This window comes from Streptococcus australis (assembly GCF_047463015.1).
In the GTDB taxonomy this organism is placed as follows: Bacteria; Bacillota; Bacilli; order Lactobacillales; family Streptococcaceae; genus Streptococcus; species Streptococcus australis_F.
This window is the reverse complement of sequence record NZ_JASHER010000004.1, coordinates 116,789-129,169: the sequence shown is the minus strand read 5'-3', so window position 1 is coordinate 129,169 and position 12,381 is coordinate 116,789. Positions and strand designations below refer to the sequence as shown.

The window sequence follows — 12,381 nt, the reverse complement described above, 5'->3', positions numbered from 1 at the left end:
TTAATATTTAAAAGTTGTTACAATAAGCGTTGAATGTGCAAGACCAGATAGACTCGTTCACTCTTGTACAAGTCAACCCCGGTCTCCCTAGAAATCACATCATAAATCTTGGAACCAATCTCAAAGGCTTTGGGATAGGAGCTTTTGATATGTTCCTCCATATCTAGAAGCGATTGATTATCATCCCGATTGCGATCCAGGTAATCCAAGAAGTAGTTAAGATGAATCATGAAACGATCATAAAAGTTGTTGTTGGTCTCGGTTCGTTTGATTGAATAACTATCCAAAACCTCTTCCACACCTTTTAAGATTTCTTTGCGCTGGTCCATGGAATCCACGACCTCCGCTCCATTTTCACCTTCTGCGTTGATGAAATGATAGGCGATACGAGTGACCTCATCTTCAGGGAAGCTAGTTGTGAGCTTCTCCCGATAGATGTCTACTGCCTCTTTGGCAATCTCAAAAGCCACTGGATAGTTCTCTGAGATATCCAAAAGATTACTTTCCTTATACCTGCCTTGGGTCACTGCCTGGTAAGAGCAAAACATGTGGTCGGTCAAGGTCACATAGATATATTCTTGAACGGGGTAGTGATACTTTTTGCTCAAGTAATCGATCATCTCGTAGGTCACTGTGATGAAGTCTAATGGAACATTTTTTAACAGGGTCATAAAGTTCTCTCGGGATTCCTCTGTTTTCATCCGAAAGAGCTTTTCTACCTTTTCTTTAGGGACTAGGTCACCCTTCTTTTTCCCAAAAACGATTCCTTTTCCAATGACAATCAGTTCTTCCCCTTTGTCATTCCTCACCAGAGCAACATTGTGATTAAGTGGATTTAAAATCCGATACATGGTACTCTCCTTGCTAGTTTATTCAAGGTTTGAGGTATAAAAAATGATCACAAATGAGATTAGAGAGAGTCTTCCCTAATTCATCTGTGATCATGCGTAATCTAACTTACTAACACTCACCTTGTATTCACTTATGGATTAAGTATAGCACACGCTTTTGTTTTTGTAAACCCTTTCTTAACAACTTTTTAACTTTTTTGTTTTTTTCTAACAAATAGCTGTTTATCGTTGTATTCTCTGGGCTCTTCAAGGAAATTCGAACGACCATCGTTAAAGGAGTGGTCTACACTGTTAAATACGCTCTTTCCAAGAAGTTGCGACTTGGTCTAAGACTTGGTTGAGCTCTTCAATGTTGCGACGACCTTCGGTACGGAGCCATTCACGAGCTGCTTCTTCCCCATTCTTGATGTAGGCTTCTACAGATCCAGCCCAAGTTGCACGACCACAAAGGACCCCGTTAAAGTTCGCGCCTGCTTCATGCGCAAAGACGAGGGTTTCTTGGAAGAGTTTGGCAGATACACCGGCACTCAAGTAGATATATGGAAGGTTGGTTGCTGCTTCTTGTTCTTTAAAGAAGGCTGCCGCTTCTTCACGGCTATGTACGATTTCTCCATCGCCAAAGCCTTCAACGTATTTGACGTTGACTGGCACTTCCACCTTCAAAACATCGATGTTGAAGCGTGGGTCTGAGAAGACTTTCATAGCTTCGATGACCTTGCGAGGTTTTACTTTCGCATATTCTACAGATCCGGCATCCGCAATAGTTTCATCATAAGCCAAGATTTCAAGGAAGAATGGAATTTCTTCTGCAGCACATTCTGAACCAATGCGTTCGATGTAGGCTTGTTTTTCTTGGTTGAGTTCATCAGCACTATCCACATCATAGTAGAGCAAGAATTTCACTGCATCTGCACCCTGTTCTTTGATGCGTTTAGCTGACCAAAGGTTAAGGCAGTCTGGCAGACGTTTTGTGCTAGAAGTGTCGTAGCCAGTTTTTTCATAAGCCAACAAGAGACCTGCTTCTGCATCCAAGACCTTGGTTGCTGGAAGTCCATACTCAGGGTCCAAGAGCATAGAAGATGCGAATGGTGTCAATTCTTCAGCCACCAAGACCTTCAATTCTTCCATTTGAGCCACGGTTGGTTCTGTGTCTTGGTACTGAGCCATGAGGCGTTTCAAGGCACCACGTTGGTCAAAGGCCAAGGCTGAGATCACACCCTCTTTGGTGCTCAATTTTTCTAAATAGTTGCGTTTTTGTTCTGTTAATACCATCTTATACCTCTTTTACATTTATCTGTTGATACAAATCATCATAGCGATGAATATTGATATGGCCTGTCGTTGCTTCTTGAGCATTCAACATGCCAAGGACATTGGCTTTGGTTAAAAGTGCTTGGTCGTCTTCCTTATGATAGAGAGCTGAAGCAATCCCAGCAACTGTCGAATCACCAGATCCCACTGGATTAACCACTTCAATTTTTGGAATATCTACTTTATAGAAGACATCACCATGTTTGGCAAAGGCACCGTCAGCTCCTAGGGAGACAATGACCCAGTCAATCCCTTTAAACAAGTCCGATTGAAGGACCTCTTTTAATTGATCTAGGTCCTTGGTCACCTCGTAGCCCAAGAGTTGGGATAACTCTTCATTGTTGGGTTTAATCACCGTCGGTTTTACAGGTGCTGCTAGAGCTTTTTCCAGGGAAGCACCTGAGCAGTCCAGAACGACTGGTTTTCCTGCCTTCTTAGCCCGTTCGACCAGTTGAGTATAATAATCAAGTGGCAAGCCAGCTGGCAAACTTCCTGAGATAGCAACGACTGCTACATTAGGAAGCAAGGCTTCATAGTGATCAAGAAAGGCTTGCCCTTCTTCTTCAGAAACAGACGGACCTTTTTCCAAGATTTCAGTTTGTTGTCCTTCGTGAAGGATCGCAATACAATTCCGGGTCTCCCCTTGAATTTCAAAGAATTCTTTGCCGATTTCCTGATCCAGATGGTCCAAGATAAATTGGCCTGTTGAACCACCAATCAGACCAGTTGCCGAGACAGGATCTCCAATCTCTGCAAGGACCCGTGTGACATTGAGACCCTTCCCTCCTGCGGTTTTGCTTACCTTGTCAACTCGATTGACCGTATCCAAGTGTAAGCTTTGTAATGGATAGGAAATGTCGATTGAAGGGTTCATGGTTACCGTTAAAATCATAGACTCACCTCTTAGTCGCGGTATTCCCCACGGTCCCATTTTTCAAGAAATTCTGTGAAGAAATCCTCATCTTCTTGACGGTCGTTGTGGGTTTCCAAATGTTGAATCTTGGCAATCAATTTCTTATTTTCTTCACTTGGTTTGTATTCTGCATGGATGAAGGCTTCCAAAATATCACACATCAGAAGTTCTCCTGTGACCTTCCCACCAAAACCAATCACGTTGGCATTGAGTTCTTCTTTGGCATAAAGAGCAGAGGTCATATCGCGGACCAAGGCTGAACGGATTCCAGGGACCTTGTTAACCGCGTTGTTAATTCCAACGCCAGTTCCACAGATACATACACCAAGATCTGCTTGACCACTCACTACTGCTTCTCCAACCTTTTTCCCAAAAATTGGGTAGTGGGTGCGCGCATGGTCATAGGTTCCGAAGTCAAGGACTTCATAGCCTTTTGATTTCAAAAATTCAGAAACAGCCATTTTTTCATTTGTGACAATATGGTCACATCCAATTGCAATTTTCATTCGTTTACTCCCCCCTTAGCACATCTTGTTGAGCATATCGACACGGATTTGGTGGCGACCGCCATCATACTTACCGTTTACAAAACCTTTAGCGATATTTTTTGCCAATTGGTCACCCACGATTTGAGCACCCATGGTGATCATGCGAGAATTGTTGTGTCCACGGGTCATGTAGGCAGAGCGTTCATCTGAAACTTCTGCTGCAACCATTCCCTTAATTTTAGTTGCGACCATGAATGGACCAGCTCCGTATGCATCAATGACAATACCCAGATTATCTTCTGCTTGTTTGACTTCTTTAGCAACAGCCAAGGTCACATCAACAAAGTCTTGCCCTTCTTCAGTGACATCCACCACTTGGAAACCTTCTACTTCCAAATATTCTTTGACTACTTCTTTTAAGCGAATACCTGCTGCATCCGCACCAACTACAATTGCCATATACTTCTCCTTTTTGCATTTCTGTCAACAAAGAAAGCTCTCCTCTTTCTTCATTCGACTTCGTTTTGTTATTCACAAACACAGTATAGCGCTAATTTTGTTTGTTGTCAACTATTTTTTGTTTATTTTTTTCTTTTTTCTTCATTTTTTACTATTTTTAGCCCTAAATTGTTTGTAATAAACAAAAAAAGAGAGAATCGCTCTCTCTTTTCAGTTTATTATTTATACAATCACACGTGTATATTCCTCTAATTCTTCATGTGCTTTTTCAAATGCATCGTCCGTTATCACCGCAGTTACTTTTTTCAAGGAACAGATAGAGGTAAAGTCTTCCTTGCCAATCTTGGAGGAATCAATCAGTAGGTAAGCTTCAGAAGAACGTTCTAAGGCTAACTTTTGCGTATAGGCTTCTTCAAAAGAAGAGGTCAGAACGCGTCCATCCACAATGCCATTCCCACTAAAAAACATCTTGTGGAAGTACATTCTTTCCATGAGAGTGTTCGTTATCTCGCCGACAAAAGCTTGACTGGTTTCTCGAAGTTCCCCTCCTAAGAGGATTACCTTAAAGGTATCACTTTTCTTCTTTAACAACTCTTGGAAAATCGGCAGACAGTTGGTCACCACACGCAATTCCTTATTATTAATGGCTTCTGAAAGAACCTCAACAGAGGTCCCCGGCCCAAGGAAGATACTCTCACCTTCTTTTATCAGTTCGCTAGCTTTCTTCGCTACCTCACGCTTAGCCAGAATATTCTTGAGTAACTTCTCTTCATGGGGAAGCTCTCGTGAAGGGAGGAATTGGTTACTTTTGGCTCCATTTCGAACACGAATAAGGAGCCCTTGCTTTTCCAATTCAATCAAATCCCGACGGACCGTCATATCCGACACCTGCATACTTTCCATGATGTCTTGAACATAAACGGTTCCAGCTTTATTGACCAGATTGATAATCTCATTCAGTCTTTCCTGTTTTTTCATTCCCTACCTACTTACTTCGTTTTTGTTTATTATAACCTTAAACTGTCAGAATCGCAATCATTTTTTGTTTACAATAAACACTTTTCCAAATAAGAGAACCAAAAAAGGCTTATCCTTGCGGATAAACCTCTGGTTAATAACGTTTCAAGCAAGATTAAGCTTTGTTTTCGCTACCAAATACGTCGATACGTTCTTCAACTGAAGCTGTGATTGCTTCGAATCCTGGTTTCAAGAATTTACGTGGGTCGAAGAGTTTCTTCTTGTCGTATTCTGCTTCGTTTGCATCGTATTCACGTACGAATTGACGAGTTGCGTTAGCGAATGCGATTTGGCACTCAGTGTTAACGTTAACTTTCGCAACACCAAGTTTGATAGCTGCTTGGATTTGCTCATCAGGGATACCTGAACCACCGTGCAATACGATTGGGAATCCTGGAAGAGCTTCTGTCAATTTCTTCAAGTGGTCAAGGTCAAGACCTTCCCAGTTTGCTGGGTATGGACCGTGGATGTTACCAATACCAGCTGCCAAGAAGTCGATTCCTGTAGCAACCATTGCTTTAGCATCTTCGATTGGTGCCAATTCACCTTTACCAACGATACCATCTTCTTCACCACCGATTGTACCAACTTCAGCTTCAACTGAGATACCTTTAGCGTGAGCTTTTTCTACAACTTCTTTCGCCAATTTAAGGTTTTCTTCAACTGGAAGGTGTGATCCGTCGAACATGATTGAAGTGTAACCAACTTCGATACACTCAAGAGCATCTTCGTAATGACCATGGTCAAGGTGGATTGCAACTGGTACAGTGATACCCATTGCTTCAACAAGGTTAGCGATCATGTTGCGAGCTACTTTGTAACCACCCATGTATTTAGCAGCACCCATAGAAGTTTGGATCAAAACTGGAGCTTTTTTAGCTTCTGCTGCACGCAAGATAGCTTGAGTCCACTCAAGGTTGTTTGTGTTAAATCCACCAACTGCGTAACCATTGTCACGAGCTGCTTGGACAAATTTTTCTGCTGAAACGATTGCCATTAGTAGTAGGCCTCCTCTAATTTATTGTGGTTAAACCACTTACATTGTTTATTTTATCACTTTTTCATTGAAAATGCTAGCTTTTCCTGAAGCTTTAAAGCGTTTTCTTCTCTTTCAAGCAATCTTTCTACTAAATGAACAAGAAAAAAGACAGCCGAAGCTGCCTTGATTATCCGATGCGGAGAGAGGGACTTGAACCCTCACGACCTAAAGCGGTCACAGGATCCTTAGTCCTGCGCGTCTGCCAATTCCGCCATCCCCGCGATTGAGTACCTTACTAGTATATCAATCTTCTACTTTCTTGTCAAGATTTTTTTCAAACTTTTTTCAAAGTTTGCAGATTTTCACAGGTTAAGCAGAGCGTCGGCAGCTTCACTTGTCTCACCTGTTCAAATGAGGATTCATCCCTATTACAGAAGGGCTCCTTTAAGGGACTGGAATTGTCTCACTGGGGGTAACCAGATATTTTTCAAATTCTAAATCGGGCATGCAAGAGGACAAATCTTCTCTAATCCGCTCCAGTGCTTCCAAGCGCATCTCTACAGAGGTCGCTCTGTTTCCCTGGATGATAAAGAGGGCATTGCGGGTAGTCTCCTCCATCTTATAGCGCTCACCATCTCTCACATCTAGCCAGGCCATAATACCCTCTTGATCTCGGTAGACCGGATCGGTTTCACTAACATGCTTTTCTGTTGATAAGATGGGCAAAAAGGTATCCTCTCTTTGACTAATCGTAAACTCGATTGGTTCCTGGATTTTATCCAGATCATGCCCTCCGATGGCTAGAAAGGAACCGAGGCATTCGATATTATAGATATCAATCACACTATTAATCGTAGGAAGGAAGCCACGACTTTGAATGTTCTTAATCAAAGCAAGAATAGTTGGTGGGTTCTTTTTAACACTACGCCCCACTTCCTTCAACAAGTCAAGGTAGCCTTGTACTACCGGCTCCTCTTTCACCAAGCCAAGATCACAATTTAAGGCCCAGGCTTCCATCTCCTTCTTTTTAGCTAGAACAGCTTCAGACAAGGGAGCTTGCGGATCCACCTGTTTGGCCACTCCAATTACAACTGTCTCAATCCCTAAGTCCACCAAACTTTGATCAAGTATCCAGTCCATAGGTCCTTCCTCCTTCTGCACTACGTCAGGCTTACACCCTTATTATACTCCTCCTTGAAGCGTTCTTCAAGTAAAGAAAGAGAGTGGGACAGAAATCGGTCATTCGTTAGAATTCGATTTCGTCGTCCAACCTCCGCACAGTTGAGTAGGGCTATAAAAGCCGATGAAATCAGCGTAGTAGAGCCCACTCAACCACTGCGTTCGACAATCCAAATAAACATAGAAAGAGGCTAGGAATTTTGTCCCAGCCTCTTTGGATTATTCTTCTTCTTCGTAAGACTCTTCTTCGTCTTCTTCGTCACTTAACTCAACTTCTTCATCCAACTCGTCTGGTGAGATTTCATTAATTTCAGCGTCATAGGCTTCTACTTCATCCTTCTCATCTTCTGGGTTTTCATCATCGTAAGTAAGCGCTGGATCTGCTTCGTAGACATCTTCGTCTTCTGGATCATCCGCATTGTAATCGATCGCGTCTTCGTCTCCATCCATAAAGGCATTGACGCGTTTTTTCTTACGTTTCTTAGGCTCTTCGTCTTCATCAGTTTCTTCAAGAGCGATGATTTCTTCATCTACCTCATCGATCGCATACCATGAGCGAAGTCCCCATTTGTTGTCTCCTAGTGGGATAAAGCTTCCGTCCACATTTAATTCTGTATAGAACAAGGGAAGAGCTTCACGAATTTCACTGTTTGATTTTTCGAGGTAGTTTTGAATTTCATTGACCAGGTCATTGAAATACATTTCATGATCACGGCCACGTGATTCTAAGATCGCACGGGCTACTTCAATCATTGAAAGTTCACTTTTTTCTTGTCCAGCAAATACTTCTAATTCCAAGGTAGATCTCCTTCATTTTTATCTCAAGGCAACACTCTTTTTCATTAAAAAAGAGGATACCCCTAGAATACATCATTTATCGTTACACTCTATTGTACGATAATTTTCCCCTTTCGTCAAAGGAAAATTCCACGCCAATAAGAAGAGAAAAGCCGGGACACATGGCCTCAGCTTTTCTTCTTATGACTTGTTTCCATCAAGATGGAAGATCGTCTTTTTTATTTTACTTTTGCAGTGCTTGTGATCACTTCAACAGCTTTCTTCACAGCAATATCGTGTTTCAACATTTCTGGTGAAAGCAAGCTACGAACTTGTTCAACTGGCATGTTGTAGTCTGCTGCCAATTGTTCGATTTCTGCAGTTACTTCTTCGTCAGTTGCTTCGAAGCCTTCTGCTTTAGCAACTGCTTCTACGACAAGGTTTGTCTTAGTACGTGCTGCTGCATCTGCTTCATATTGTTTGTGAAGATCTTCTTGAGTTGTACCAGTGATTTGGAAGTACATGTCTGGAGAGATTCCTTGACGTTGCATGTTTCCAAGGAATTCATTGACAGCACGGTGTACTTCTTCGTGGATCATTTCTTCTGGAAGGTCAACGATTTCTGCATTTTCTACTGCAAGGTCAATCGCTGCTGACTCAACTGCATCTTTGTAAGCTTCTTCTTTCGCTTCAGCCAACTCTTTGCGGTATTTTTCTTTCAATTCAGCAAGAGTTTCAACTTCTTCGTCGATGTCTTTTGCCAATTCATCGTCAAGAGCTGGTACTTCTTTTGCTTTTACTTCGTGGATGGTTGTCACGAATTTTGCTTCTTTACCTGCAAGGTCAGTTGCTTGGTAGTTTTCTGGGAAAGTTACGATGACATCAACTGTTTCACCAGCTGAGTGTCCAACCAATTGGTCTTCGAAACCTGGGATGAATTGACCTGAACCAAGTCCAAGTGAGAAGTTATCTCCTTTTCCTCCGTCAAACTCAACACCGTCAACAGAACCTACAAAGTCGATCACAACTGTATCACCTTCAGCTGCTGGTCCTTCTTTGATTACCAATTCAGCCAAGTTGTTGCGTTCGCGTTCGATACGTGCATCTACATCTTCATCTGTTACTTCTTTAGAAACTTCTACAGATACTTCAAGGTCTTTGTAAGCACCCAATTTTACTTCTGGTTTTGTTACAACAGCTGCTGTCAATGTCCAATCTTGACCTTTTTCCATTGATACAACGTCAAAAGTTGGTTGAGCAACTACTTCAAGACCTGCTTCTTTTACTGCTGCTTCATAAGCTGCTGGAAGAAGATCGTTCAAAGCATCTTGATAAAGTGATTCTTCACCAAAACGTTGGTTGAAGATCGGACGTGGAAGGTGACCTTTACGGAATCCTGGTACGTTCAAGTTTTTCTTAACAGACTCAAACACGCGGTCTAAAGCTGGTTTAATTTGGTCTTGACTGATGGTAAAAGTCAATACTCCGCGGTTTGTTTCTTTGTTTTCAAATGATACAGACATTCTGTCTCTCCTTAAAATAATATAGTCATTCCTAATAATTTTACCATAAAACTTCGAAAATGCAAGTTTTTGGGCATCTTGGTTTTGTAGAAACTGCTTCTTTTTAGAGGAATTTTATAGTGGTTTCTGAAGACAAAAAGATTTAAAATTTCTTTCCTATCTCAAAAATTGTCCCGGAATAAAAAAACTAGTCCGTACCTGAACTAGTTTCCTTCCTATTAGGACTTCCGAAGTGGGTCTTCCTGGTAAGTAGCACGCGCCCCACCGATCAACTTTGGACGACTGGCTAGAGCCGTCACATGAGCGCCACCCAGTTCTTTCAAGACAGGGCGAACGGGTACTTGCACATGCTTGACATGCATTCCAATCGAAGTATCCCCGATGTCCAAACCAGCCTGAGCTGTGATGTATTCCACTTCGACAGGGTCTTTCATATAACCGAAGGCTGCCAACTGTCCTGCGCCCCCCGCATGGAGGCTCGGTAGTACATTGACGATTTCTAAGTCTTTCTTTTCTGCTAGTTCACGTTCGACCACTAGAGCGCGGTTAAGATGCTCACATCCTTGGACAGCTAAATAAATCCCTTTGGGAGTTAGGGTATCCAGGATGGTTTTCACAATGGCTTGCCCAATCTCTAGACTTGAGTTCTTCCCGATACTTGCGCCAGCGACTTCACTGGTTGACAGGCCTAATACAAGGATTTGTCCCTGATGCAGATTGGCCTTGGATAAAAGATCCAGCAAGATCTCCTGGGTTTCTCTTTTTAATTGCTCTAACTCCATCTTCTAATTTCCCTTCTTTGGTAAGAAATGATACAGAGCATATCCCAGAGCCATCCCAACGAAGTTTTGAACCAGATTATGAGGAACCTCTTCAATGGCCGCTACCCAGGTATTTCCTAAAAAGAGTGCTGAAGCTAGAGCATAACCACCTACCATGATAACCGTTCCTAGAAGCAGACCGATGTAACGGGCTTTTCCTTTAAAACCAGCAAAGTAGCCTTGAGCTCCGTGGAACAAGAGACTAAAGAACATCCATTGAGGATAGCCAGAGAGGAGGTCTAAGAGAAAGGCACCAAGACCACCAACCACTGCTCCTTCTTTGCGCCCCAGATAAAAGGCGGTAAAGTAGACACCTAAATCCAGCAAGGTCACCATCCCAGTAGGAGTTGGCAACTTGGTATAATAGCCTAGTACAACTGTCAAGGCGGTTAAAATGGCTAAATGCGCGATTACTTGGGTACGGTTATTGGTCATATTGAACTACTCCATATTGATCTGATTTTTGAATGGCTTGGTAGACGAACGCTTTTGAAGCCTTAACAGCTTCTAAGGTTGCCTTCCCTTGGACTAACTGGCTTGCTATGCTAGAGGCAAAGGTACAACCAGCTCCTGTATTATTCTTTTCTAAAACATCTTCTTCGAAGACCGTATAGTCTTGGCCATCATAAAAGACATCGATGGCTTTTTCCTTGTTAAGGCGGTTGCCCCCTTTGACCACGACAGTGGCTGCTCCCAATTCATGGAGCTTACGAGCAGCCTCCTTCATGTCATCGAGCGATTGAATCTTGCTTTGGGTCAAGATTTCAGCTTCTGGTAAGTTTGGCGTGATGATGGTCACATAAGGGATGAACTTGATCAATTCGTCTCGAAGGGCTGACACTTCCACGTCATGAGTTTCCTTGCAGACCAAGACAGGGTCTAGTACCACAGGAATCTCCGCATGGGCTTTGACATAGTCCAAGGCTAAGTCTGCCACTTGGACATTTGGCAAGAGGCCGAGTTTAATAGCAGAGAAAGGAACATCCTTGAGAGAGTGGAGCTGTTGGGCAAAGGTCGTCGGATCCACCGGAATCACTTCAAAACCGTGCTCCGTCATAGCGGTCAAACAAGTCACTGCTACAAAGCCATGCTGTTTGTTGGTTGTATAGGTGGCCAGGTCAGCGTGAAGACCTCCCCCACTAAAAATATCATTTCCTGAAATAGCTAGAATCAATTCATTACTCATAACGGATCTCCTTTAAATATAAGCCATTTGGCGCTGCTGTAGGACCTGCTAGATTGCGGTCCTTCTTTTCTAAAATCAGATCGATCTGCTCGATCGGCATCCGATCATTTCCGATCTTCAACAAAGTCCCCACCATATTGCGGATTTGCTTGTAGAGAAAGCCATTGCCCGAAAAGGTAAAGATAAGGCGATGATGTCCTGCATCCTCGACCAAGCGAGCCTCTGTAATCGTACGAACCTTATCTTCCACGCTGGTTCCTGAAGCTGTGAAACCGCTGAAATCATGGGTTCCCTCCAACTTTCGGATGGCTGCTTGCATCTTGGCCACATCCAAAGGATAAGGATAGTGGGTGGCATAGTGACGCATCATGGGATTCTTGGGACGACCATAATCCACGATGAATTCGTAGGTCTTGCTGTGCTTCTGGTAGCGCGAGTGAAAGTCCTCGGGAACTTGCTCCACCCGGATAAAGTCAATATCCTCTGGGGTCTGGGTATCGAGGGCAAAGCGAAGCTTCTCCTCATCCCGCGCTTGAGGGAGATCAAAATGAATGACCTGACCAAGAGCATGGACACCTGCATCTGTCCGGCCGGCTCCATGGATGGTCACAGGATTTCCTTGATTGAGAGGCATCAAGGTCTTCTCGATTTCTTCTTGCACACTACGGGCATGCGGTTGTCGTTGAAAACCTGCAAATAGAGTTCCATCGTAAGAAATGGTTGCTTTGTATCGTGTCATGTTTTTATTTTATCAAGTTCATCCAAGCTGAACAAGGCGGAAAATCGACAACTGTCCGGGTACAGTTTCTGAGAAAAAAAAGAACCAAGTCTTTCCTCTTCCATCTCTAGAAAATAGAAAGACTTAGTTCAATCGGGG

14 protein-coding genes and 1 tRNA gene are annotated in these 12,381 nt (G+C 43.0%); all 15 read right to left on the bottom strand.

Annotated features, from left to right (window positions below; all coding sequences use genetic code 11):
* Window positions 1-17: 17 nt before the first annotated feature.
* Entirely contained in the window at window positions 18-851 is an 834-nt protein-coding gene (locus tag QM873_RS05385) for a transcription antiterminator (RefSeq protein ID WP_306474854.1), read from the bottom strand.
* A gap of 291 nt (window positions 852-1,142) precedes the next feature.
* Window positions 1,143-2,123: a tagatose-bisphosphate aldolase gene (gene lacD / locus QM873_RS05380; protein ID WP_048691508.1), complete on the bottom strand. Its 981-nt coding sequence runs from the start codon at window positions 2,121-2,123 to the stop codon at window positions 1,143-1,145.
* Window position 2,124: 1 nt separating this feature from the next.
* On the bottom strand, window positions 2,125-3,054 hold the full coding sequence (locus tag QM873_RS05375; protein ID WP_195550226.1) for a tagatose-6-phosphate kinase: 930 nt from the start codon (window positions 3,052-3,054) through the stop codon (window positions 2,125-2,127).
* An 11-nt stretch (window positions 3,055-3,065) separates the two neighbouring features.
* Window positions 3,066-3,581, bottom strand: a complete 516-nt coding sequence (gene lacB, locus QM873_RS05370) for a galactose-6-phosphate isomerase subunit LacB (RefSeq protein ID WP_195550227.1) — start codon at window positions 3,579-3,581, stop codon at window positions 3,066-3,068.
* A 15-nt stretch (window positions 3,582-3,596) separates the two neighbouring features.
* On the bottom strand, window positions 3,597-4,022 hold the full coding sequence (lacA, locus tag QM873_RS05365; protein ID WP_195550228.1) for a galactose-6-phosphate isomerase subunit LacA: 426 nt from the start codon (window positions 4,020-4,022) through the stop codon (window positions 3,597-3,599).
* Between the two features lie 222 nt (window positions 4,023-4,244).
* Window positions 4,245-5,000 carry a DeoR/GlpR family DNA-binding transcription regulator gene (locus QM873_RS05360; protein WP_414278956.1) on the bottom strand — a complete coding sequence of 252 codons (756 nt, stop codon included), beginning with the start codon at window positions 4,998-5,000 and terminating at the stop codon, window positions 4,245-4,247.
* A gap of 154 nt (window positions 5,001-5,154) precedes the next feature.
* On the bottom strand, window positions 5,155-6,036 hold the full coding sequence (locus QM873_RS05355; RefSeq protein ID WP_048717658.1) for a class II fructose-bisphosphate aldolase: 882 nt from the start codon (window positions 6,034-6,036) through the stop codon (window positions 5,155-5,157).
* 177 nt (window positions 6,037-6,213) lie between these two features.
* A tRNA-Leu gene (locus QM873_RS05350) sits at window positions 6,214-6,299 on the bottom strand.
* Window positions 6,300-6,462: 163 nt separating this feature from the next.
* Entirely contained in the window at window positions 6,463-7,158 is a 696-nt protein-coding gene (locus QM873_RS05345) for a B3/B4 domain-containing protein (RefSeq protein WP_414278955.1), read from the bottom strand.
* A gap of 258 nt (window positions 7,159-7,416) precedes the next feature.
* Window positions 7,417-7,995, bottom strand: coding sequence for a DNA-directed RNA polymerase subunit delta (gene rpoE / locus QM873_RS05340; RefSeq protein ID WP_048691524.1), 579 nt, complete (start codon window positions 7,993-7,995; stop codon window positions 7,417-7,419).
* A gap of 218 nt (window positions 7,996-8,213) precedes the next feature.
* Complete coding sequence (gene tig / locus QM873_RS05335) at window positions 8,214-9,497, bottom strand: trigger factor (protein ID WP_414278954.1); 1,284 nt, start codon at window positions 9,495-9,497, stop codon at window positions 8,214-8,216.
* A gap of 218 nt (window positions 9,498-9,715) precedes the next feature.
* Window positions 9,716-10,279, bottom strand: a complete 564-nt coding sequence (locus tag QM873_RS05330; RefSeq protein WP_006595013.1) for a TIGR01440 family protein — start codon at window positions 10,277-10,279, stop codon at window positions 9,716-9,718.
* 3 nt (window positions 10,280-10,282) lie between these two features.
* Entirely contained in the window at window positions 10,283-10,753 is a 471-nt protein-coding gene (locus QM873_RS05325) for an ECF transporter S component (protein WP_048691530.1), read from the bottom strand.
* On the bottom strand, window positions 10,743-11,504 hold the full coding sequence (locus QM873_RS05320; protein ID WP_414278953.1) for a bifunctional hydroxymethylpyrimidine kinase/phosphomethylpyrimidine kinase: 762 nt from the start codon (window positions 11,502-11,504) through the stop codon (window positions 10,743-10,745). The genes QM873_RS05325 and QM873_RS05320 overlap by 11 nt, the downstream gene beginning before the upstream one ends.
* The gene (gene truA / locus QM873_RS05315; protein ID WP_414278952.1) at window positions 11,497-12,243 is read right to left on the bottom strand and encodes a tRNA pseudouridine(38-40) synthase TruA; all 747 of its coding nucleotides are present in this window, start codon (window positions 12,241-12,243) and stop codon (window positions 11,497-11,499) included. Before truA ends, QM873_RS05320 begins: the two co-directional genes overlap by 8 nt.
* Window positions 12,244-12,381 lie beyond the last annotated feature (138 nt).

What these genes read in the sequence shown, in the direction of transcription:
- QM873_RS05385 (WP_306474854.1), bottom strand. Translation starts at nt 851, where the DNA reads ATGTATCGGATTTTAAATCCACTTAATCACAATGTTGCTCTGGTGAGG.
- lacD (WP_048691508.1), bottom strand. Translation starts at nt 2,123, where the DNA reads ATGGTATTAACAGAACAAAAACGCAACTATTTAGAAAAATTGAGCACC.
- QM873_RS05375 (WP_195550226.1), bottom strand. Translation starts at nt 3,054, where the DNA reads ATGATTTTAACGGTAACCATGAACCCTTCAATCGACATTTCCTATCCA.
- lacB (WP_195550227.1), bottom strand. Translation starts at nt 3,581, where the DNA reads ATGAAAATTGCAATTGGATGTGACCATATTGTCACAAATGAAAAAATG.
- lacA (WP_195550228.1), bottom strand. Translation starts at nt 4,022, where the DNA reads ATGGCAATTGTAGTTGGTGCGGATGCAGCAGGTATTCGCTTAAAAGAA.
- QM873_RS05360 (WP_414278956.1), bottom strand. Translation starts at nt 5,000, where the DNA reads ATGAAAAAACAGGAAAGACTGAATGAGATTATCAATCTGGTCAATAAA.
- QM873_RS05355 (WP_048717658.1), bottom strand. Translation starts at nt 6,036, where the DNA reads ATGGCAATCGTTTCAGCAGAAAAATTTGTCCAAGCAGCTCGTGACAAT.
- QM873_RS05345 (WP_414278955.1), bottom strand. Translation starts at nt 7,158, where the DNA reads ATGGACTGGATACTTGATCAAAGTTTGGTGGACTTAGGGATTGAGACA.
- tig (WP_414278954.1), bottom strand. Translation starts at nt 9,497, where the DNA reads ATGTCTGTATCATTTGAAAACAAAGAAACAAACCGCGGAGTATTGACT.
- QM873_RS05330 (WP_006595013.1), bottom strand. Translation starts at nt 10,279, where the DNA reads ATGGAGTTAGAGCAATTAAAAAGAGAAACCCAGGAGATCTTGCTGGAT.
- QM873_RS05325 (WP_048691530.1), bottom strand. Translation starts at nt 10,753, where the DNA reads ATGACCAATAACCGTACCCAAGTAATCGCGCATTTAGCCATTTTAACC.
- QM873_RS05320 (WP_414278953.1), bottom strand. Translation starts at nt 11,504, where the DNA reads ATGAGTAATGAATTGATTCTAGCTATTTCAGGAAATGATATTTTTAGT.
- truA (WP_414278952.1), bottom strand. Translation starts at nt 12,243, where the DNA reads ATGACACGATACAAAGCAACCATTTCTTACGATGGAACTCTATTTGCA.